22 protein-coding genes and 1 tRNA gene are annotated in these 21,086 nt (G+C 39.5%); 6 read left to right on the top strand and 17 right to left on the bottom strand.

The features are described from left to right. The 14 genes from AOM43_RS00375 to AOM43_RS13225 form a co-directional block, all read right to left on the bottom strand. The gene (locus AOM43_RS00375) at positions 1 to 3,120 is read right to left on the bottom strand and encodes a type I restriction endonuclease subunit R (RefSeq protein ID WP_059358624.1); all 3,120 of its coding nucleotides are present in this window, start codon (positions 3,118 to 3,120) and stop codon (positions 1 to 3) included. Further along, entirely contained in the window at positions 3,117 to 4,439 is a 1,323-nt protein-coding gene (locus AOM43_RS00370; protein ID WP_059358623.1) for a restriction endonuclease subunit S, read from the bottom strand. Before AOM43_RS00370 ends, AOM43_RS00375 begins: the two co-directional genes overlap by 4 nt. Positions 4,440 to 4,629: 190 nt before the next feature. Continuing rightward, positions 4,630 to 5,730, bottom strand: a complete 1,101-nt coding sequence (locus tag AOM43_RS00365) for a Fic family protein (RefSeq protein ID WP_059358622.1) — start codon at positions 5,728 to 5,730, stop codon at positions 4,630 to 4,632. Beyond that, entirely contained in the window at positions 5,727 to 8,216 is a 2,490-nt protein-coding gene (locus AOM43_RS00360; RefSeq protein ID WP_059358621.1) for a type I restriction-modification system subunit M, read from the bottom strand. The genes AOM43_RS00365 and AOM43_RS00360 overlap by 4 nt, the downstream gene beginning before the upstream one ends. Continuing rightward, complete coding sequence (locus AOM43_RS00355) at positions 8,206 to 8,436, bottom strand: helix-turn-helix domain-containing protein (protein WP_059358620.1); 231 nt, start codon at positions 8,434 to 8,436, stop codon at positions 8,206 to 8,208. The genes AOM43_RS00360 and AOM43_RS00355 overlap by 11 nt, the downstream gene beginning before the upstream one ends. A gap of 93 nt (positions 8,437 to 8,529) precedes the next feature. Next, on the bottom strand, positions 8,530 to 8,736 hold the full coding sequence (locus tag AOM43_RS00350; protein WP_059358618.1) for a hypothetical protein: 207 nt from the start codon (positions 8,734 to 8,736) through the stop codon (positions 8,530 to 8,532). After that, entirely contained in the window at positions 8,737 to 9,093 is a 357-nt protein-coding gene (locus AOM43_RS00345; protein WP_059358616.1) for a hypothetical protein, read from the bottom strand. An 82-nt stretch (positions 9,094 to 9,175) separates the two neighbouring features. Then, the gene (locus AOM43_RS00340; RefSeq protein WP_059358614.1) at positions 9,176 to 11,350 is read right to left on the bottom strand and encodes a DUF3987 domain-containing protein; all 2,175 of its coding nucleotides are present in this window, start codon (positions 11,348 to 11,350) and stop codon (positions 9,176 to 9,178) included. Beyond that, positions 11,347 to 11,664: a CHC2 zinc finger domain-containing protein gene (locus AOM43_RS00335; protein WP_059358612.1), complete on the bottom strand. Its 318-nt coding sequence runs from the start codon at positions 11,662 to 11,664 to the stop codon at positions 11,347 to 11,349. Before AOM43_RS00335 ends, AOM43_RS00340 begins: the two co-directional genes overlap by 4 nt. A 2-nt stretch (positions 11,665 to 11,666) precedes the next feature. Then, entirely contained in the window at positions 11,667 to 11,864 is a 198-nt protein-coding gene (locus tag AOM43_RS00330) for a hypothetical protein (RefSeq protein ID WP_059358611.1), read from the bottom strand. 84 nt (positions 11,865 to 11,948) lie between these two features. Next, a complete protein-coding gene (locus AOM43_RS00325; protein ID WP_059358609.1) occupies positions 11,949 to 12,665 on the bottom strand; it encodes a hypothetical protein in 717 nt (238 codons plus the stop codon). Then, the gene (locus tag AOM43_RS00320; RefSeq protein ID WP_059358608.1) at positions 12,652 to 13,278 is read right to left on the bottom strand and encodes a site-specific integrase; all 627 of its coding nucleotides are present in this window, start codon (positions 13,276 to 13,278) and stop codon (positions 12,652 to 12,654) included. Before AOM43_RS00320 ends, AOM43_RS00325 begins: the two co-directional genes overlap by 14 nt. A gap of 95 nt (positions 13,279 to 13,373) precedes the next feature. Then, positions 13,374 to 13,724, bottom strand: coding sequence for a hypothetical protein (locus AOM43_RS00315; RefSeq protein ID WP_059358606.1), 351 nt, complete (start codon positions 13,722 to 13,724; stop codon positions 13,374 to 13,376). A 147-nt stretch (positions 13,725 to 13,871) separates the two neighbouring features. Further along, positions 13,872 to 13,929, bottom strand: a tRNA-OTHER gene (locus AOM43_RS13225). A 411-nt stretch (positions 13,930 to 14,340) separates the two neighbouring features. On the opposite strand from AOM43_RS13225, the gene AOM43_RS00310 reads away from it, so the two are divergent. Beyond that, positions 14,341 to 14,727 carry a RidA family protein gene (locus AOM43_RS00310; protein WP_013925078.1) on the top strand — a complete coding sequence of 129 codons (387 nt, stop codon included), beginning with the start codon at positions 14,341 to 14,343 and terminating at the stop codon, positions 14,725 to 14,727. On the opposite strand, the gene AOM43_RS14050 is transcribed toward AOM43_RS00310, so the two are convergent. Then, positions 14,692 to 14,919, bottom strand: coding sequence for a GNAT family N-acetyltransferase (locus AOM43_RS14050; protein WP_439709371.1), 228 nt, complete (start codon positions 14,917 to 14,919; stop codon positions 14,692 to 14,694). The genes AOM43_RS00310 and AOM43_RS14050 overlap by 36 nt on opposite strands. A 79-nt stretch (positions 14,920 to 14,998) precedes the next feature. Further along, the gene (locus AOM43_RS00305; protein ID WP_013925080.1) at positions 14,999 to 15,217 is read right to left on the bottom strand and encodes a hypothetical protein; all 219 of its coding nucleotides are present in this window, start codon (positions 15,215 to 15,217) and stop codon (positions 14,999 to 15,001) included. Between the two features lie 87 nt (positions 15,218 to 15,304). Between AOM43_RS00305 and zwf the strand changes: the two genes are divergently transcribed. The 5 genes from zwf (at position 15,305) to AOM43_RS00280 (ending at position 19,887) form a co-directional block, all read left to right on the top strand. Continuing rightward, the gene (gene zwf / locus AOM43_RS00300) at positions 15,305 to 16,861 is read left to right on the top strand and encodes a glucose-6-phosphate dehydrogenase (protein WP_006339785.1); all 1,557 of its coding nucleotides are present in this window, start codon (positions 15,305 to 15,307) and stop codon (positions 16,859 to 16,861) included. A gap of 15 nt (positions 16,862 to 16,876) precedes the next feature. Continuing rightward, positions 16,877 to 17,977: a glucose-6-phosphate dehydrogenase assembly protein OpcA gene (locus AOM43_RS00295; protein ID WP_059358604.1), complete on the top strand. Its 1,101-nt coding sequence runs from the start codon at positions 16,877 to 16,879 to the stop codon at positions 17,975 to 17,977. Positions 17,978 to 17,986: 9 nt separating this feature from the next. Continuing rightward, positions 17,987 to 18,754 (top strand): 6-phosphogluconolactonase, encoded by a 768-nt coding sequence (pgl, locus tag AOM43_RS00290; protein ID WP_059358602.1) that lies wholly within the window; start codon positions 17,987 to 17,989, stop codon positions 18,752 to 18,754. A 79-nt stretch (positions 18,755 to 18,833) separates the two neighbouring features. Beyond that, positions 18,834 to 19,178 carry a chorismate mutase family protein gene (locus AOM43_RS00285; protein ID WP_059358600.1) on the top strand — a complete coding sequence of 115 codons (345 nt, stop codon included), beginning with the start codon at positions 18,834 to 18,836 and terminating at the stop codon, positions 19,176 to 19,178. 337 nt (positions 19,179 to 19,515) lie between these two features. Next, complete coding sequence (locus AOM43_RS00280) at positions 19,516 to 19,887, top strand: hypothetical protein (protein WP_059358598.1); 372 nt, start codon at positions 19,516 to 19,518, stop codon at positions 19,885 to 19,887. Here the strand turns inward: AOM43_RS00280 and hemW are convergent. After that, entirely contained in the window at positions 19,884 to 21,056 is a 1,173-nt protein-coding gene (gene hemW, locus AOM43_RS00275) for a radical SAM family heme chaperone HemW (protein ID WP_226987333.1), read from the bottom strand. The two genes, AOM43_RS00280 and hemW, sit on opposite strands and share 4 nt — an antisense overlap. Positions 21,057 to 21,086: the final 30 nt, after the last annotated feature.

The raw sequence follows: 21,086 nt of genomic DNA, 5'->3' as shown, positions 1-21,086 counted from the left end.
TTAGTACTCCGGTTGATTTTGAACGATATCAAGAATTTTAGATGTTAATGCATCATGAGGATCTATCGATTCACCCATATAGGTGCCAGATTCTTCGCGTACCATAAAGCCATGCCGCTTATTCATAGCACTTTTGATAGCATTCTGGACTTTGATTCTCTTGATGCGGTTATTGCGCCAATCATCTTGTCGATTTTTGATTACCGCTTCATGAACAGCCAGAGCGCTTTCTTCATTTTCATTCAAGTTATCGTATAGGGCTCGTTTGCCAGCTGTATTTACTGAGGATGGATAATTTGAGTTGCTTGCTGGATTCTTTACCTGTTTGGTTAATTCAATAACCTTAGCCAAATAGCTTTCATAATCGATTGCTTGCTGCCGGCGCTGCTCTATGAGCGCGCTTAGCAGTTCAGACATTTTTTCATAATATTTGGGATTGATTGGATGTTCGTCGATGATCAGTTTTCTAACATTGTTCTCAATCGTTTCCGCAACCGCTTCTTTCTTCTGCATACTCTTGGGAAGGGATTGTACAGCGTCAGGACCGCGTTCAACAATAAGTTGTATCAAGGATAAATCATCGAACGCTGAGATTTTTTCACTCTCTTCTGCGCGAATGTAAGTGTCGATGAGATGCCGCATAGCTGGCTCATACATCTTAAGATCGATATAATCGCCACTGGCCAGCTTTACTTCGGTGCGAACTTTTTCATAGTGATCGACCTCACTCTTGAGTAAATTGATCTCTGCCAAGCTATAGCCGGCTTCCTCTAATTCATTAGCCATATTTGCAAATGCACGAATGAAAGCAGCGGTCAGTTTGTATAGAGCAAGTCGCTTCGGTTCGTTTTCCTTAAGCTGTACGGAATTTCCCGACTCCTTGGCGCAAAAGTAATGTAAATACGCAGTCGTATCTTTCGGCGGCTCTACGGACTCACAAAGACTTTTAATAGATTCTCTTGCCTGTTCTAAATGTTCTTTTGCTGTACTTAATCTATCCTGTAATAATCCTGCCACATCAGCTTTGTCATAACCTGCCAACGCCTCAGCGGTATAGTCAGTCACAGATTTTTCTAAGTGTTTGAAGAGATCTTTGTAGTCGATGATATAGCCATACTCCTTATCATCACCGTCCAAACGGTTAACCCGACAAATCGCCTGAAATAGGCCATGGTCATGCATTTGCTTATCGATATAGAGATAAGTTGCTGAAGGAGCATCAAAGCCTGTTAGAAGCTTATCTACAACGATTAAGAGCTTCATTTGACCCGGCTCATCAACAAACTTCTTCTTAACTGCCTTTTCAAAAGCATCAGGATCTTGATCTGCCAACATCTTGTTATAGATTTCATATTGACGTAGTTTTTCGGTCATGCCTTCGCCCGATTCTTCCCCCTTAATATCTGCTGGAGAGGGTTTATAAGAAGTGACAATAGCACACTTGCCAGCCAAATCAGTTTTGTCAAAGAGTTCATAAAATTTGCAGGCTGAAAAAATGCTGTCACAAACGAGCATGGCATTGCCGCGTCCACTCATTAAGCGATCCCGTGTTTCCATATCCAGAAGTATATCGGCAACGATCTTCTCAAGCCTGGACTGACTAGAAAGCACTTTTCGAAGAGTTCCCCATCGCTTTTTAAGTTGCGCTTTGGCAAGATCCGTTAGATTTTTAGTTTTCGAGGTAAACCAGAGATCAATTCTTTCTTGCGAAGTAATTTTCTGGTCAATGTCACGGGCCTCATAACGCAAATCTAGGACAACACCATCCTCCACTGCTTCGTTAAATTTATAGGTATGAATGTAGGGTCCGAAAATCTCGATACTTCGTTGCTTATCCGCCTTGAGTAACGGCGTTCCTGTAAAACCAAGAAACAGAGCGTTTGGTAAAAACGCTTTCATAGCCTTATGCAAGTCCCCTGATTGTGTGCGATGACATTCATCAACAAACACAAAAAGATTGCCTTTTGCTAGAAAGTTTGATGGGATTGCCCTCTTCATTTCTTCGATGAATTTTTTAATATCAGTTCCGTTTTCCTCTTCGTCCTTACCGCCGAATTTGTGAATAAGCGAGCAAATGAGCCAAGGAGTTGTCTGATTTAAAGTTGAAAGTAAATCGGCACCACTCTTGGTTCGATAGATCGTTTTTTCATTAACCCCTATAAAGGTCTTTTCGATTTGCTCATCTAATTCTTTGCGGTCAGTGATAATGAGAACTCTTGCGTCAGTTATATTCTCACGAATCCATTTGGCTAGCCAAACCATCGTTAAACTTTTACCAGAACCCTGCGTGTGCCAGATGATACCGCCTTCTCGTCTCTTTAAATATTCCTGGGCTGCACGGATACCAAAATATTGATTCGGGCGGCATAGCTTTTTTATGCCTGCATCAAAGACAATGTAGTTGTGAATAAGCTCTAAAAATCTGGTTTTATTGCATATTTGAGAGATGTGGCGATCGAGCGGGTTCGAAATTGAACTCTCTTCTTTCCATGTCAGGTAATATTTTTCGGGGGTTTCAATAGTCCCATAGCGAAGCCCCTCAGTATCATTGCCTGCCATAACGACTTGAATTGTTGAAAAGAAGTGCTGAATAAAGATCGATTTTTGATTATCTAGATTTTGACGAATTCCTTCGGAGACAGATACGGTAGAGCGTTTAAGCTCAATGACACCTAATGCAATACCGTTCACATATATGACAACATCAGGGCGTTTTGTATGCGACTTTGAATCAATCCCTTTGACGGTGACTTCTTCGGCTATTGCAAAGTCATTGTTTTCAGAATTGTTCCAGTCAATTATATGGATCGTTTGAGTATTTTCACCTACTTCAAGACGTACATTTACACCATAACGCAGCAACTCATAAACGTCTTTATTCCTGTCGTAAGAACTCTTGCTCTTATCATCTGCCGCTTTGCTGATCAGGTGGATTGCGCGCCTTATCAAGACGTCTTCATATCCTTGCTTTTGCAGGTATTTTAGAAGCAGATCTTCATCAATATTTCTGTTATCTGGACGATCGATCCAATTGCCAAGATAACGATATCCTAGCTCATTACAGAATAGCTTGATCACTCGTTGCTGAGTGATTTCCTCATTGTGTCCAACGTTCTTCATTTTAAACGAATCCTTCCTGTAAGCAGCTCTTGCATCATTCCGTGCTTGAGATTTCTGGCTTTATCAAGTCGCTGTTCAAGGAGGGAAAGTTCGTTGTCCATATCTGAGAGAATATTAGCAATAGCAGTCTGTTCATGAAGATAAGGAGTAAAAAAAATGATTGATTCAATATCACTTGGTTTTAAGTTATTGATGCTTGAGCCCGCTAAAAGATTTGATATGTTATTTCGATAGTGATTCGATTGAAGTAAATAGAACACGAATCTCGGATCTGCTTTTTCTATATTTGTACGAAAACACCCCATAAAAGCACCAAACGTGTATCGATATGCATCTTTAATGGTTAGAAGCCCCGCTTTGCCAACAAGTTCTTTACTTCCATTCGCCATGCAAATGAGAATATCATTATTGCGCATCACTTGATGGTCAGAGACTTTGACGGAAGCCACGTACTGAAGGTTGTTTTTAATAATTTTAGAATTTTGAATATTGTTAGATCTAAATAGTCTAATAGTATGATCATTGTCTGTTGGAGATAAATCAGTTTCACCTTTATAACTTACCCCTCTTAAACATTGCCCGAAAAACCCCAATTGTATTGCATTCCATTCACCGCTAAATCCGGGAAGGCGTTGCTTGCCAGTAAACAATTGTTGCATGGCGCCTAGCTTGATATTTCGTTTCTTAGCAATGAGTTGGTCGAGACTGTTGATCAATGAATCGATATCGTTAAGTGCAGCTGCGATAGCTTGTTGTTCCTTTAGAGGAGGAATTATAATAAAAATTTGCGATAGATCATACTGACCTATATTTGCTCGAATAGCTCCTTGACCTCTAGAAATAATTTGTGAACGAATTAGTGAAGATCGAAATGCATAACCTGAATATTTAGCATCTAGTAGGTTACCTATGGGTCTGCCTCGAATGACGAAACCTCCAAACACGATTTTCTCATTTGACTTTGATATGTAAGTGGAAGCAAGACCTAATTCTTCTTGAGTTTCAGATGTGCGGTTGAAGAGGATATCTCCATATCGAATGCCATACATGCTAGCAACGCTGACTGGTAGTGTGATTCTACCAGGAACTTTTGCAACCGAGAGATGTGAATGAGTAATTACTTCTAAAACATTAATAAAAGGAATGCCTTTCCCATAGGCTGTTTTATCTGCGTTAACTCCATTTCGAAATTCTAAGAGATCTGAAAACTGAATAATATTCCAATCTTCCGGAATCATTCCTAATTCAGATATTTTGTAACCAACAACGGCCATTTCATTGATGGGGGATGCTTCTGGATTTTCAAGAGTTAACGTCATAGTTCACCTAAACTCTTAAATATTAATAATTTGAATGATGCGCACGGAAAAACCTGATTTCTTATGCATGATGAATCAGGCATACACAAAAAACGAGCAAAACGTGTGCATGAAACGCAAGACATGCACAAGAAATAGGAGTTTCGTGTGCATGACGATTTTAAATATATACCTTTAGGGCTTAAAGCGGTCATATTTGCCTACCTTCCACGGGAGTTCGGCCGGCATTGGCTAACAGATCGAATAAAGCCGAATTGAGATAAAAATTCTCTTTACCAAGCTTATGTTTGGTCAGCAATTCGATCCTAACTAATTCCTCTAGGTATTTAACTGCCGTGTTCCTATGGATTTGCAGTTCTTGCATGACGAAATCGATCTTAGTGTAAGGGTGTCTAAAAAGATTATTTAATAGATCCTGACTGTAAATCTTGGGCAGTTCACTTCGAAGCTTATGCTTTTGATGTAGCATTAAGTCTCTCATTCCGAGGATAAGGCTTACTGTTTGCCGGGAAGTTAGCTCTACTCCTTCTAACATGTATAAGATCCAAGGTTCCCAAGAACCAGTATCGCGTACCGCTTGAAGCAATCGATAATATTCATTCTTATTTTGATTGATGTAGCGCGAAAGATAGAGAACGGGGGTATCTAGCAGCCCTTGCTTTACTAAATAGAGAATATTGATGATACGACCTGTGCGGCCATTGCCATCATAGAACGGGTGAATGCTTTCGAATTGGTGGTGAATGATCGCCATTTTGATGAGAGGGTCAGCATCGTTGAGATTATCGTCGTTCATGAATTGTTCTAAATTATTCATTAAGGTGCGAATTTGGCTTTCATCTTGAGGCGGGGTATAGACGACTTCACCGGTCTGATCATTTTTTAACATCGTTCCGGGAATTTTGCGAAAGCCTGCACTATTCTCTACAAGAGCCTGCTGAATTTCTAGGATGTGATTATTAACGAGAAGCCCAGTTTTTTTAACCTGTTGATATCCATTTTGAAGCGCAGCCGCATAACTATACACTTCCTTAGCTGCAAAATTCGCAAATTGTTTCGTAGTTGCATCGCTCTTATACAGCTCATCATGGGTCGTGATTATATTTTCAATAGCCGAGCTGTCTTTTGCCTCTTGTAAGGATAACGTGCTAATCAAAATGCTTTGGTTAGGAATCACTCCACTTACACCCTTCAATTCTGCGAGTGCCTGATGTGCTTTCATTAGCTTTTTTAGAATGGGCTTTGTTTCTAATTCAATATTCAGCGGTAGACTTGGAATTGAATAACTCATGAAACAACTCCTTCCGACTTGGATGCCACAGCTTCCCAATCAAATCCCATCCTTCTCAAATGGTTCTCGACTTTAAGCTTATAGCTTTCTACCTCTTGCTCAATAGTAGGAAGAGGGGTTGCATAACGTTCAGCTAATTCATTAATTCTGCCGGATAAAAACTGTGAGACACGATTCATTTCAGTCTGAATATCATTGGACAATGCTGTTAACCACTTATCCTCAATCACCAGAGTTTTTATTTCATCTTCGGTAAGTTTTCCGTATTGAGCGGCAACTCTAATCATAAGTTCATCTTGAGCATTACTCAATTTCTTCTTTGCAACGGTCTCTTTTTCAATTAAATCAAGATAGTTAGAGAGAACATTGCGCTCATCCTCGGCATCGGGGTCTCGTTTGATCATGGCAAGTCGAGCTTTGAGGCTTACCTTTGTCACCTTATCTTTTTCGTTCTTAGCGTCTATTAGAAGCCCTTCTTCTCCACCCTGTTCCTCATCCAATTCTTCCATTTGCTGGACAATGGTATTACAATCCATTTCGAGTTGCTCAAGGTGTCTTTGCTCTTCAAAGAAATAGCGGGCAATTACAAGAGAGGGAGGAATAAAATCAGCCTTGTATTTTTGCTTGCCAATGACCAGGTCTGCTTTTTCCTTATTTTTCTTATCCTTATCTTCAACAATCAATCTAAGCTTATTGGCGCCGCGCCATCCATCGCTTACAATCATGTAAACGTCGTCTTGCATCGTTTCAGCCCAATTGGTCATCAAATGTTGATAGACGTCGTAGGGGTCTAATAAACTTGCCTTTTGGAAAACTTCGAGCAGGCTCTCAGAAAGTTTTTTGATCAGGATTTTCGGATGGTCACTATTGGCGATATTTCTCAATCGGAGAATGTTGTGCTCCTTCCATTGGAGGAATAAAGCAGTAACACTCCTGCTAAAATTAACAAATTCCTCATGCCCAAAAATTATTGAGTTAATATCTTCGAGTGTAATTTTGAGCTGATTGTAGCCAGATCGGTTGGCAGGTGAGAAAAGAACTTCTCGCAAACTTGGGAACACTTTCCAGTATTGCTCTAGGCTATTGATGTCACGATCAGGAATTCCTCCTTTTAAATGCCCTTCTATGTCCTGTAAATCCTCCGGTTCCGTGCTGTCAATATAACGAGGAATATTGAGGTTGTAACCATTTGCTTCGATTTCGAGAAAAGGGACAAGTCGCGAATATTTGGTGATGTCTAGCTGATTGTTAAACGTATCTACAATTTTATGAATATCCTGATCGCGTAGTCGGTTTTTGTTGTCGTCTTTTATGAATCCCTTGCTTGCATCGATCATAAAAATGCCGTCGCGTGTGTCAGCATGTTCCTTGTCGAGAATGATGATACAAGCGGGAATGCCAGTTCCATAAAATAGGTTAGCAGGGAGTCCAATGATTCCTTTCACAAACCCTCGCTTAATCAATTGCTCTCGAATTGCGGCTTCAGCATTTCCACGAAATAGAACACCGTGGGGAAGAATGATCGCTCCCTTACCCGTGCTCTTTAATGACGCTAGAACATGGAGCAAAAAGGCATAGTCACCGTTTTTAGTCGGTGGAATACCATAGTTAAAACGATTGTAAGTATCGTTGTAAGGGTCGAAACCATGACTCCACGCCTTAGTGGAGAAAGGGGGATTAGAAACTACAAAATCGAATGTCTTTAATGCGCCATTTGGTTGCTTGAAATAGGGGCTTGATAGAACGTTATCTTTCCAGATTTCTGCCGTAGGACAGTGGTGTAAAATCATGTTCATTTTGGCAAGAGCGGCAGTCGCATTGTCGTTTTCTTGACCATATAGGGCAAGATCTAAGCCTGTATTTGATCGAGCTTCATCATGTGCCTTAAGAAGAAGAGACCCAGATCCGCAAGTAGGGTCATAAATCGTTTGATCAGCACTTTTTGCCGCATTGATTCCAATGACTTTTGCCATTATGCGTGATACTTCAGCTGGAGTATAGAATTGCCCTTTGCTTTTGCCGGATTCAGTTGCAAAGTGACGCATGAGATATTCATATGCATCACCTAAAATGTCGTCTCCATCAGCTCTATTATTGCGAAAGTCTAAGTCAGGCTTGTTGAAAGTAGCGATAAGTTCGGAAAGACGATCGACCATCTCCTTTCCTTTACCAAGTTTATCAGCATCATTAAAGTCTGCTACGTCAATAACTCCTTTTAGTTCATTTACTTCAGCAAGTTTACCGATAATTTTGTTTAGTTTGTCTCCAATTTCTTTATCGCCTTGGAGTGCAATCATATCAGCAAAGCTACCGCCTGGGGGAACCTCAATAAGAGCGTCTTTTTGTCCTGCATATCTGTCAGAGACATATTTGACGAACAGCAAGACTAGGACATAGTCTTTATATTGGGATGCATCCATGCCACCGCGCAATTGATCGCAGCTTTTCCATAAAGAGCTATAGAGTTCGGATTTCTTAATTGCCATTTTCAGCACCTACAAGGTCTTTTAATTTTTCTGTTTTCTTACACAAAAGGTCTATCTGCTTTTTTGCTAATTTTGAGGGTTTCGTTTGTCCATTTTCCCATCGGTTTACGCTTGTAAAACTGACACCCAATTTGTGAGCTAACTCCTCTTGGCTAAGTCCTAGTTGTTGGCGGATAGATTTGATGCGCTTGGAATAATCATCGGGTTCTTGGTTGTTCATACCTAAGCTCTCTAAAATAGATTGGTGATTAAATGACATATCATATAGCACGTGCTATATCACAAGCAAGAGAAGATTTGTTAAATCGTCAGCCTATATTTCAGCGACGTCGCGCTCAATTTTTAGATAATCCAGATATTGAACTTTTGTGATCATTTCTACTAGATAGGAAAGGCGTACGGACTCAGAAGCTGTAATACGCTCTGTATATAATTTTTTAAATAGGTAGATTTTCTCTAAAGATTCATCGGAGAAGGCTGGATATTGCTTCTTTAATTTTAAAAATAGTTTTTTACTCACCTAATCTTCCTCATAGGGTTCAAATAATAAAGATTCATTTTCTCGAAACTTTAAGACATAATTTAAAATATCATTCGCAGCTGCTCGCCTGACAGCCGGAGGGTTTTGAGAATCTAAAAGCTCGGTAAGAGTGTCAGCAGCTCTTTTGGATTCAATTTTCAATTGCTCAATCGATTGCGTCCCAATTGCACGCCGCATTTTCCAAAGCTCTCTTTTGAACTGTGGATTCTTCATCCATTGATAGAATGTTTGTTTGCTAATCCCAGCTTCAGTACAAGCTTTTTCAATATTAAGCTGGTTGCAAAAAATGGGTAGTGCCGTTCTTTGCTTTGGCGATAAAACGTCATTATTCGTCATCTTTCGTCAACCTCCTTTAAGTTGAATGTGAAATAATAGAAAACCCTGTAAACACCAAGGTTCAAAAGGTCCAAAAGGGGGCTTATGAACCTTTTGCACCCTCCTTCTCGTCAAAAAATTTTTCGTGAAGCCAATATTTGACGGTGGATCTTCCTCCGGTTTTTATTGGTGTTGCACGAAGACAGTCTTTTTCGATCAATAATTCAATAACTTCTCTAACTTCTTCTGGGTCGGTCAATCCAGTCCAATGTTTGCCATGATATACATCTCTAGCAGTAAATGGATTTGGGATTTCTTCATTTCTTACTCTACGAACAAGATCTTGAGCTGCTTTTAGAACCGCATTTGCACTGCTATTATAAATGCGACATGCATGGCTTTCAAAATAGTCCAACCATAATAAAGCAGTCCTTAGAGACTTAATTGAAATGGATTGAGGATAAAGACTCAAAAGAGCTTGGTTGAGATGCTCAATAATCAGACAGAGACTAGGGAGAAGCTTTTTGTATTTAGATAAATGGGCTTCCAAGTAGGGAGGAAGCTTGCCTGATCGAATTTTGTTTTCAAAAGTTTGTTGCCATTGATCAAAGTGTGCCTGAGCTTCAGAGGTGAATGATAAAATGACTGGATTTTTATCCTGATCGAATTCTAATCGATCTAAATGATCGAAAATTTTCTGAACAGGCTCTTCCAATTCAGAAATAGAGATTCCCTCAACTAGTTCCCAAGTGGTATTAGGTTCAGGACAAACAATCGCCTGGAATCTTTGAATAAGTCCATTATCGCCTGATCCACCTCGAACAGTATCACGAATATATTTGGATAAAGGTCCGGGCTGTATGCTTCCAAATATAGACAAGCAAAGCGCGGGTACAAACAACGACCCCCTGCCGATCCGATCCACGTCATAATCACCTTTACCACTCCAACTTTCTAAGTAAAACTCTCGGTCATTTTCGTGTCCGTGTTTTTCAAAACTATGAAACCATCCGGCAAGCTCATCACGGTACAAAAGAAGACCTTGAGGATTGTCGATAAGAAGCTCAGTCAACTTTTCTATAGTTGCATCTTGAGTTTTATACCTTTTTCTTTTGGGTTCCTGTGGAGGATCTTCTTCATGAAAGTGGATATTGGCTTGATCTTTATGGTTTTTGATAGCTTCTTTTAATTCCCTTTTGTACTCATCTTCTCTGACTTTTTTTTTAATTTGGCAGATTTCACACTCCTTTTGATACTTCTTTATGATTTGTTCAAAATGAGCTTTGGCTCTATTGGCAAGAACAACTAAAAAATGAAATGCAGCATTCATAGCTGGACTTTTCATCATCGCTGGACGTCCAACACACATTCCCCAGAGGTTTGCAAATTCTATCCAGCGACTACCCGGTCTTAATTCTAATCCACGTTTTCGGCCGATTAAGCTTCCAACACTAACTAAAAAAGGCGTGATAGCATAGTCTTCTGAAATTTGCATTTGCATCGAAACACCTTGCGTCCAGTGAACAATCGGATCTGCTAGCGTATGCAGGGGGCAGGGCAAGGTTTGAAAGGATATTTCTTCGAGAGGCTGAGGGTCTGACTCGAAAATGGGATATTCCATTTCATTAGAAAAAAATACATCTGCCTCAATGAGATTTGAAGTTGAATACTCTAAAAATGCCTTTTGTAATTCAGTAGAATTTGGCTTTTGGATTGTGTTGAAGCCGTTCCAATCTTGAGGACAAGAAAGATGTAGCTTTAACCAATCGACAAGGTCCTCACCCTTTTTCATATTCTGAAACTTACAGACAACTACTTTTGAATCAGGACATGCCTTTTGAATTTCTTTGAAAACAGCCGACATGTACCTATGTCCAGGATCATCGTTGTCCGGAACAAGCACAAATTCCTGAATATGGCGATATCTTGCAAGGATGGACCAATCTGCTTTTTCAACGTTGCTAGACCCCATCATTGAGGTAATAGCGACTAAATCAAGAGTGTGTGCAGCGGATGCACATTTTTCTCCTTCTAAAATATAAGCTCTTGTTACAGAATGGTTGGTCGAAAGCGTGTTAATGCCGTATAGGGGAGAAGGAGTTGTCGCTCCTTCTTCCCATTCTTGATTTTTAAAAGAATATTGGCGGAACCATTTCTTTGTTGGTTTATCAGGGTCTTGATATCTCGCAACCAATGAAATATCATTTCCTTGCTCATTTTTGTAAAACCAGTAATAGACCAGATTTTTCTTTTCCACTATTTTGGGAGGCTCATTCATAAGCGCCCCCATTCTTTGCAAAGTCTTTGACAAGCTTCCAAAAAGGTTATTTCATATTTTTTTTGCGTATAAGCAATGACATCTCCGCCACTGGCACCAAACGAAAAGCACTTGAAAGCTCCATTTAAGGAGCAAATGAAGAAGCTCCCTGCTTTTTGATCATTATGAAAGGGACAAAGCCCTCCTGATTTCCATTCACCTTTTTTTCTAGTCTCGAGGTCATGTCCTTCGTAATTATAAAAATCGATTGGATCTATTAATTCTTTTAGTCTCGATGTATTGATTGGTCGATGCTGTTCCCTTAAGTACTTCATGATTATTTCCTCACTTGGCTTTCAATCCATCGTTCGAATAGGTCGCGCCTTAAATAAAGACGTTTGCCGATTTTTCGAATGGCATTTTCAAGCCCATTGCGATGCCGCAGCATTAAATAATGCCTTAGTTGCCCTAAAGAAAATGGATAGCGAGAATCTTCAGAGATTTGCTGAATACTTAAGTACTCATGATCATTCATAGACACCTCCCAGTGCTGGTTGAATTGGGTAAATGTCTATATGCTAAAATGAGATGGTTTTTTGACTTGTGTTGAACAAATAAGCTATTTGTTCAACACAGATAAGTCTTTATCTAACAGTAGTTTAAGTGGGGATGGAAATTCTTGAAAAATGCTCCTGTGTTTTTCTCTTTTGTACCAAATACTCCTGATAGCTTCATAAGAAAGAGAGATCCCTACCGATTCAAGAGCAAGCTTCATCGCATCGCAGCGAGAATTCTCTTTTCCATACATCAGATCGGGATTTCTAGTGATAGGCAAATGCGTGTCATACACAGAATTTAAGAGTATTACAATATGGAAATCACGAAATAGTTTTTCATGAGAATGTCTCCCTCGTTGCCTTTTCGGCATGGTCTTTTCGTCCATCTCGATAAGAAACGATTGAAGTTCAATTGGAATCGGATCCTTTTGTTGTTGCAATCTTGCTGCAAGCTCCTTTGCTGCCATCCACGCAGATATTTTGGTTTTGGCTGCTACCAGTAACTCTTTTACATGTTCACCCGTAAATCGAATTTTAACATAAGGATCTTCCCAAGGAGGTGCGGGACGACCAAAAAAGGTATGCATTGCATAACAATATTCCAGTCCGATAGGTAATATTTTGCAGCAGCGTCCACTTTGCGAAATTAATTCTATTCCCGACAAAAACATGAAATATATTTTTGATAAAGTCATACCATCTAAACCTGCAAATGCGCCTCGAAGAGCAAAAGAAAAGTAGTTTTTTACTTCTTCAAACACAGGGTCATTTGTTCGCATATGCTTCTCCTTTGAAAAGTCTTTGCTCAATATGTTCCCCAATGAAGCGAGTGGCGTTGGCATCAAGATGAGTGTAGTGATCGGTCATACTTGCTGAAGAATGTCCTAATTGAGAACGTAGCTGTAATCCACTTGCACCAGCTTTGGCTCCCATAGAACAGTAATGATGGCGTAAGCCGTGAAAAACAAAGTTCCCAATTTCGGCTGATTGAAGAGCTGCATTCCAAGACTTTTTTATATCGACCTGACCGAAGGCTGTTTTGCTTGCAAAAACCAGGTTTTTTCTTGGATCACGACGACTTTTTATTTTTTCTAGTTCATCGATTACACATCCAACCAATCCCACACGTCTTGGATGTCCATTCTTTGAGTCTTTTATGTGTGCAATATGGATATCAAACTCAATATCATCCCACGTAAGATTGAGAATTTCGCTTTTCCGCGCGCCTGTTGTTAAGGCAATTAACACTATGCAGTACAAATAAGGACTTTTACTTTTTCGACAGGCCATCAAAAGGCGTATTTCTTCATCTTCATGAAGAGTTCTTCGAATTTTGGGATTGGTCTTCAATTTCAAAAGATTGAGGCAAGGATTTTCGTCTATCCAGCGCATGTTTTTGCAAGCATAACGAAACGCACCGCTGAGAGTTGAAAAGTATCGGTTTATGGTAGCTGGATTGAGTGTCTTTCCACGTTTATTAGGTTCACTTAACTTCTTTCTCTCAGCAATAAGAAGTTCGGGAGTAATATAAGTAAGAGCGTATTTCCAATTTTTTCTTTAAAATAGTTTAGTTGAAAAATTGTATCATCAGCAGCTTTATGATGACCAACGACACCATCTTGAATATAAAGATCAATGAGCTCAGCTACAGTTTTTTCTTTATTTTTGGCAAAGTTGTACTTGCCTTTCTTGATCTCGGTCTCAGTTTCCTTCGCCCAATCTTCAGCTGCTTTTTTACGATCGAAATGATCCGAAACTGTGGGATAATTTTTAATTCTGATGACAGCTCGCCAAACTTTGGTGCCGTCTTTATTTGTACGTTGATAGATGGATGCCATCTTAAACCTCTTGTTAGTTTTGGTTTAAGCGGCTGGCTGTGCCAAGTTATTATTTTACTGCACCGTCATTGCACCGCGAGCAGTGAATTTAGCTTAATTAAAGTTTTTAATACAAGCCAAATCACTCTCAGACAGGTGTATAAGAATTGCCCAAAGCCGGAGTCGAACCGACGACCTTCACATTACGAATGCGGCTCCTCTGGGCAATGTCAAGTCATCTCACAGCAGCTGACACGAGAGCAGAATAACTCATCTTTTCTTAATAATCTATCGCCTTTTGAGGTGACTTAAATTGTTTTGTCGACCCTATTTGATCCACGATTGGTCCATGGAATCCCAATCTTTCCTTTTGCACAATATATGCTCATTTAGGCATGGATTCTGAAATTAAATTTTCAAGATTATCAAAAGAGTCTCTAAGCGAACGGATAATTTATGATAGTTTTGCCTAGTCCGGCAAGTTTTCCCCAAGCTGAATCTGAGTGAATGGAAAGCAAAATGTTTCATTAAAATATGTTGAAAACGAAATCCGAGAACCTTTAAAACACTTTTTTCAACTTATCCGTGCAAGATGAGTGAGAATTCAAGCACATACACATTAACAAGGATGGTCACAATGCTTAAAGAAGTCATTCAAGTCCCGCATTTGTTCTCATATTCACAATATGGTTTTGAACAGTGTATTGCTTTTAATAATCTTCTCTTCATTACGGGGCAAGCCGGGATCGATAAAGATGGCCATGTAATTGCTGATGATATCGAAACTCAAACAGAAATTGCATTTAAGAATATAGAATATGCTCTAAAAGCAGGCGGGTCTAGTTTGGATCAAATTCTATCCATGACTTGCTATATCGTTGATATTCAAAAAAATGGATCCGGATTTTGGACTATGCGTAAAAAAATCATGCCCACATCTGCTTACACAAGCGCAACAATTGGGATTTCGGGTTTAGCGATGCCTAAACTACTCATCGAAGTCCAATGTATTGCAGCACGTTAAAGAAGTGATAACGCGCCATAAGCAACAAATCGCAATGCTTCCCATTTTGAATTGCAGCATACTTTTTTTGCCTTCGATCTCAAAGCCACAAGACTGGTATAAACTAATCGCTTTTTGATTGTCGCTAAAAACATCCAATTCAACTCGAACCAACTTTAACCAATTATCTGCTAAATCAAGCAATAGCTCCAGGATTTTACGCCAATTCTTGCGAGTGATAGCGTGAATCTACGGTTGAAGCCAATATAGAGGTCTGCACCATATGTGATTTTTATTCACGTGCAATCCACCCCATTCCCACGACTTGAGCTGGTTCGGCTTGCGGCTTTGCAACAACAACATGATCGCGCTCAGCCAAATTTTTTAAAAATGCCTCTGCCGCCATTTCTCGCTCAGTTAAAAGGCCCAGAATATGCTCTCGCATCCCCTCCATTGATCTTATGCGATTAATAGCTGCGGCATCTTCTGAGCGAATCACTAAATTATCCATAAAATCCTGTTCTCTTGGAAATCCGAATCGTGTAATCTGCCGAAATAGATATGATATAGGATAGACTTTTAAACAAGTGAAATCAAGATGAATACTTCTTCGCAAACGCCATTTAAGAATCCACTAGAAGAATCCACCCGTTCAACAAAAACAGCAGATCCCTGCATTTTGGTAATTTTTGGAGCTACAGGAGATCTAACGGCGCGAAAATTATTACCCGCTCTCTATAATTTGGAACGTGAAAACCAGCTTCCCTCCCATTTCGCCTGCGTTGGATTTGCCCGTAGAGAAAAAACACATGCTCAATTCCGCGATGAAATGCATGAGGCTGTTAATAAATATTCGCGTGTCAAACCAGTTGACGAGAACATATGGAATAGTTTCAGTGAGCAAATTTTTTATCACCAATCCGAGTTTGATGACGATGCTGGTTATGATCAATTAAGAGAATTCTTAAAAACCCTTGATACCCAATTTGGAACTAAAGGAAACCGGGTTTTTTATCTTTCCACGCAACCCAGCTTTTTCCCAATGATTGTTGAAAAGTTGCGTCAACATCAACTCATTTATGAAGAAAATCATCCTTCCGGAATGTGGTCGCGCATCATCATTGAAAAACCGTTTGGACACGACCTTAATTCTGCGCTTGTTCTCCAACAAGAGCTTACCAAAAACCTATCCGAAAATCAGATCTACCGCATTGATCACTATCTTGGCAAAGAAACTGTTCAAAATTTACTCGTATTTCGCTTTTCAAATCCCATTTTTGAAGCGCTTTGGAATAATCGTCATATTGATCATGTGCAAATCACTGTGGCTGAAGAAATTGGGATTGGTACGCGCGGGCATTTCTTTGAAGAAGCTGGAATGTTGCGAGACATTATTCAAAATCATATGATGCAATTGCTCTCTCTTGTCGCAATGGAACCCCCCACAAGTCTTAAAGCAGATGCCATCCGCAGTGAAAAAGTGAAGGTCCTCGAATCGATTCGTCCTTTCCCCATGGATAACTACAATCAATATATCGTGCGCGGACAATATGGCAAAGGCTACATTAATGGCCAAGAAGTTCCGGAATACCGAAAAGAAAACAACGTTTCGCCCACTTCCAAAGTAGAAACCTATGTAGGCATGGAATTGTTTATCGATAACTGGCGTTGGGCTGGTGTTCCTTTTTACTTGAGAGCAGGGAAAAGACTCCCAAAAAGGGCCACAGAAATTGCAATCACCTTTAATCGAGCCCCTGGATTTTTATTTAAGGGCCAAGGAAAGGAAATCGATCAAAACGTCCTAGTCATTCGCATTCAGCCTGATGAAGGGATTTCGCTTAAAATGAACTGCAAAGTTCCAGGCCTTAATAATCAGCTTCAACCTGTTAAAATGGATTTCCGGTATTGGTCCTACTTTGGTTCAACTCCTCCTGAAGCTTATGAACGTTTAATTTGCGATTGCATGGCGGGAGACAACACATTATTTGCACGAGCTGATGAAGTACTCGCTTCTTGGAGACTTTTCACACCGATTCTCGAGCAATGGCAAGCACACGATGTTGACAATTTCCCTAATTATGAATCAGGAATGTGGGGTCCCCACGAAGCAGACCTTCTCATTGAAAGAGAGGGAAGAAAATGGCGTTTGATTTAGCAAAAAGGTCTTTTCATGCACATACTCGATCATGTTCCAGTCGCCTCAATTGAAACCGAATTGGCAAATTTGTGGGAATCGCAGGGTGAAAAAAATAAAATTAAAGCTTGTTTGTTTAATCTTGTCATCTACACACAAGATGCTCGACGCATTCCATTTTTCGATGAGATCGTCCACTCTTTTATTGAAAAATATCCTTGTCGCGTCATTTTCATCCAAGGAAACCAGCAAGAAAAAGATGCCCCTATTAATGTAAAAGTCTCAAATGTGATTTTACAAGATGGCAACACACTCATCGGATGCGATCAAATTATCCTAGAAGCTGGAATCAACCAGATTCATCGAATTCCTTTTATTATTTTACCTTTGTTTGTTCCCGATTTACCGATTTATCTGCTTTGGGGAGAAAATCCTGCGACAGAAACCAAAATCCTTCCATACATTCTAGAATTTGCGAACAAACTTATTTTCGATTCTGAATGGACTGAAGATTTGCAAAACTTTAGCAAAAAAGTTCTTACGCAAATTGACCGTTTAAAAATAGAGGTAACAGATTTTAATTGGGCAACCTTGCGAGGATGGCGCTGTGTCCTCTCTCAAACATTTGACACACCTGATAAAATCGATATTCTTAATAAAGGTGCGGTCCTATACATCTCTTATAATAGCAAAAAAACAGAGTTCCTTTTACATAACGAAATTAACGCCTTGTATTTACAAGCCTGGCTAGCTGCTCAGCTTGGATGGAGTATTGAATCTGCGGACTGTGATATCCAAAATCGACATCTGAAATATTCCTATCAAAAACATCCGATTGAGGTGAAGTTGATCCCTGAAGAACACGACGATTCTTCACCGGGAGATATCCTTTCTATCGAAATTTACACAAAAGAGGGTTGCTCTATCGAGATTGCTAAGAAAAAAGATCTTTCTCAAGTTTATGTTCATATGGCCACCCCAGAAAAATGTGAGCTTCCTTTTACTATCTCGCTCCCTAACTTACAACGTGGATTTAACTTTATTAAGGAAGTTTTCTATCACTCGGCAAATGAGCATTATCACAATATGCTCTTAATGCTTTCAAAAACACGCTGGAATACTTATCCAAAAGACTAAGAGGAAATAATGGTTGAATTTTTTTGGGAAAAAGAGATTTTGGGATTTGATGAACGAAGGGATTTGATCATTCCAGGCAATCACGAACAAACCTTAGATTTTTGCACAGAGCATTTTATCACGCTTGCAGAACACGCGATTCAAACCAAAGGCTTTTTTAATGTTGCCTTATCGGGAGGATCCACTCCCGGTGCTTTATTTAAACGCCTAGCTAAACCTGAAAATCGGCCTAGAGTTAAATGGGAAAACGTTAGACTTTTTTGGAGTGATGAGCGTTCGGTTCCCCCATCTAATCCTGAAAGTAACTATCACATGGCCATGGAATCAGGATTTAAAGTTCTCCCTTTAAAAGTAGAGCACATTTTTCGCATGCATGCGGAAGATCATATCGAGCAAAACGCATTAGCCTATGAAAATTTAATTCTAAAATATGTACCCAACCATGCTCTGGATTTAGTCATGTTAGGAATGGGTGAAGATGGACATACAGCCTCTTTATTTCCTAAAACACATGCTTTGCATGCCCCTGAACGTTTAGTGGTGGCAAATTTCGTCCCTCAAAAAAACACCTGGCGTATGACATTCACTTTCGAATGCATCAACGCAGCTTCAGCAATTGTCATTTATGTTTTAGGAAAAGGCAAAAAAGAGATGCTAAAACATGTGTTAACTGCACCTTACGATCCTGATAATCTACCTGCTCAACGGATTGGAGTCCCAGCACATAAGGCTTTGTGGATATCTGATAACGAAGCATTACCTGAATACCCATTTTAGAACTATTAAAAAGGCTTTTCTTAAAAAATAGGTTGTTTTAGAGTTATTGATCATCAATAATTCACAAAAGGAAAATAATATGAATCTATATACCCAGTTTTTAAGTTCAAATTCTTCAGAAATAACAAAACTTTGGGAAAGCACCTGTGGAGACACGATAAAGATAGATAAGAATACTTTAAGTAAACTTAATCTAATCATTGCCAAATTAGGATTTGCCGTGCAAGTAGACCCTGAAACAGAAGATAAGCAAAAGTTTAAGCTTCGAGAAAGAATTAAAGAATTAAATCTTGATGAAGAAAGCTGTAAAAAAATTCACAAATACAAAAGCGATTTAAGTAAAATGGCCTTTCATTTTGCAAGAAAAGCTACTCATGGCAATCCAAATGCCACCTATACACCTTTTAACCGGCCAACTTACTAATCATCACTTCCAACGATTTCTGCAACGACAATGTCAAAAGTTCTTGCTTTTCAGAAAGCATTCTTCTAGCAGAAATTCAGATTAAATTTTGTATAGTCCAAGCATGGAGTGGGTTAAAGCTCCATGCCGGCTTGGAATCCTCCTAAGTTCACGCCTATTTTTTAGCACTTCCTTACCTTTGAAATTCCCGATAACTTTCCTACATGGCGTGTCTAAGAAAAAGCTCCGTCGATCACTAACCGCACTACCGAACCTGAATATCCATACAAAAAGCCTTGAATTTATAAAGCCATCACCTTAGTGTACTTCGAGACAAAAACCTTACAAAGGATTGAACATGCACTTTCAAAGCGGTTTACATGGAGAATTTTTATTTGCAAATTCTGCAGATATTATAGGCCTATGGGAAAAAACATGTGGGGCTAAAAGGAACAAACCTAAGGTTTTAATTTCGCCTGAAATTTTAAGAAAGCTTAATTTGATTCTCATAAAAAAAGGGATTGCTGCACATGTAGATTTGAACGCATATGCGAATCAGTGCCTGAAGCTGAATAAAGAAATAAAAAAGTTAAATCTCTCACAGGAGGAAATGGATAGGTTTAACAATTACGCCTTAGAGTTAATTAGAAAAGCCTATCACTTTGCAAAACACAGACTTCTTGGTGCTCAAGAAGAGACCCCTCTAAGCCAACCAAAACCTCTCTATTAATCTTCACATCCCACAATTTCTGCTGCGACTGTGTCATAAAAGTTCTTACCCTTTTCAGAAAGGATTAACACATGGTTATCTTCTAGAAGAAATTCAGATTGGATTAAAGCCCGAACTGTTTCATGCATGGAGTGTGTTAAAGCTCCATGTCGGTTGTGAAATTCTTCTAGGTTCACACCCTTCATCAAACGTAATTCAACAGCCAACAACTCTCGCAGATGCTCTTCATACCCAAGTTTTTCGCGAAAATCAACAGGAGACTCATCCTTTCGCAATTTTTCGACATACCTTCCTAGATGCGCTATATTTCGAAAACGCTCTTCTTCCCAATAGCTAAATGCGGAAGGTCCCAATCCCAAAAAGGGACGAGCCGTCCAATAACCTACATTATGCCGTGAGTAACAGGCATCGCGAGCAAAAGCGGATATTTCATACCGCTTCAAACCGTGTAATTCAAGCTGTTCAATCCCATATGTCAACATCGTAAAGCTAGTTTCGGGGTCTGGAACCACCTTTTTAAGCTGCTCTTGTTGTTTATAAAACTTTGTATGAGGCTCTATGGTCAAATTATAAAAAGAAAGGTGTGTGATGGGGAGTTTGACGACTTGTTGCAGTGTATGAACCCATTGATCAAAGGTTTGACAAGGAATGTCATACATCAAATCAACTGAAATATTCCGAATACCTGCCGTTGCAATTTCTTCTACAGCTTGGTAAGCTCTTTCGGAAGTATGTGTGCGATGTAAAATCTTTAATAAGGCTGGATCAAAAGTTTGAATACCTAAACTAACGCGATTAATTCCGGCGTTTGCATACCCTTTCATCAAGGGGGTATTCACATTTTCAGGATTTGCTTCTAAAGAGATTTCAGCATATGAATGCAAAACTCCCTCCTTTTCAATCCAAGATAGAATCTTCGCAATGGATTCTATGCCTAGCAATGAAGGAGTGCCACCCCCAAAATAAATCGAGATGACTTCACACCCAGAAAGTAATGGAAGAATTTTTTTCCATTCAAGCTCGAGACCTTCCATTAACTGTTGTTTAAAGGGATCTTTATCAGGCAAAACATAAAAATGACAATAGTCACATTTTTGCGAGCAGAAGGGGATATGAAAATAAAGGCTGATTTGTTTTTTAGAAACGGGCATGCTTAAAAATACGGGCAAGGAGAGCTCGGCTCTCCAAAATCAAAAGTA

The organism is Parachlamydia acanthamoebae, assembly GCF_000875975.1.
Lineage (GTDB): Bacteria > Chlamydiota > Chlamydiia > Chlamydiales > Parachlamydiaceae > Parachlamydia > Parachlamydia acanthamoebae.
This window is presented reverse-complemented; position numbering and strand designations above follow the sequence as displayed.

Coding starts and splice junctions, on each gene's coding strand:
- AOM43_RS00375 (WP_059358624.1), bottom strand. CDS start 3,120: ATGAAGAACGTTGGACACAATGAGGAAATCACTCAGCAACGAGTGATC.
- AOM43_RS00370 (WP_059358623.1), bottom strand. CDS start 4,439: ATGACGTTAACTCTTGAAAATCCAGAAGCATCCCCCATCAATGAAATG.
- AOM43_RS00365 (WP_059358622.1), bottom strand. CDS start 5,730: ATGAGTTATTCAATTCCAAGTCTACCGCTGAATATTGAATTAGAAACA.
- AOM43_RS00360 (WP_059358621.1), bottom strand. CDS start 8,216: ATGGCAATTAAGAAATCCGAACTCTATAGCTCTTTATGGAAAAGCTGC.
- AOM43_RS00355 (WP_059358620.1), bottom strand. CDS start 8,436: ATGAACAACCAAGAACCCGATGATTATTCCAAGCGCATCAAATCTATC.
- AOM43_RS00345 (WP_059358616.1), bottom strand. CDS start 9,093: ATGACGAATAATGACGTTTTATCGCCAAAGCAAAGAACGGCACTACCC.
- AOM43_RS00340 (WP_059358614.1), bottom strand. CDS start 11,350: ATGAATGAGCCTCCCAAAATAGTGGAAAAGAAAAATCTGGTCTATTAC.
- AOM43_RS00335 (WP_059358612.1), bottom strand. CDS start 11,664: ATGAAGTACTTAAGGGAACAGCATCGACCAATCAATACATCGAGACTA.
- AOM43_RS00330 (WP_059358611.1), bottom strand. CDS start 11,864: ATGAATGATCATGAGTACTTAAGTATTCAGCAAATCTCTGAAGATTCT.
- AOM43_RS00325 (WP_059358609.1), bottom strand. CDS start 12,665: ATGCGAACAAATGACCCTGTGTTTGAAGAAGTAAAAAACTACTTTTCT.
- AOM43_RS00320 (WP_059358608.1), bottom strand. CDS start 13,278: ATGCGCTGGATAGACGAAAATCCTTGCCTCAATCTTTTGAAATTGAAG.
- AOM43_RS00315 (WP_059358606.1), bottom strand. CDS start 13,724: ATGGCATCCATCTATCAACGTACAAATAAAGACGGCACCAAAGTTTGG.
- AOM43_RS00310 (WP_013925078.1), top strand. CDS start 14,341: ATGCTTAAAGAAGTCATTCAAGTCCCGCATTTGTTCTCATATTCACAA.
- AOM43_RS00305 (WP_013925080.1), bottom strand. CDS start 15,217: ATGGATAATTTAGTGATTCGCTCAGAAGATGCCGCAGCTATTAATCGC.
- zwf (WP_006339785.1), top strand. CDS start 15,305: ATGAATACTTCTTCGCAAACGCCATTTAAGAATCCACTAGAAGAATCC.
- AOM43_RS00295 (WP_059358604.1), top strand. CDS start 16,877: ATGCACATACTCGATCATGTTCCAGTCGCCTCAATTGAAACCGAATTG.
- pgl (WP_059358602.1), top strand. CDS start 17,987: ATGGTTGAATTTTTTTGGGAAAAAGAGATTTTGGGATTTGATGAACGA.
- AOM43_RS00285 (WP_059358600.1), top strand. CDS start 18,834: ATGAATCTATATACCCAGTTTTTAAGTTCAAATTCTTCAGAAATAACA.
- AOM43_RS00280 (WP_059358598.1), top strand. CDS start 19,516: ATGCACTTTCAAAGCGGTTTACATGGAGAATTTTTATTTGCAAATTCT.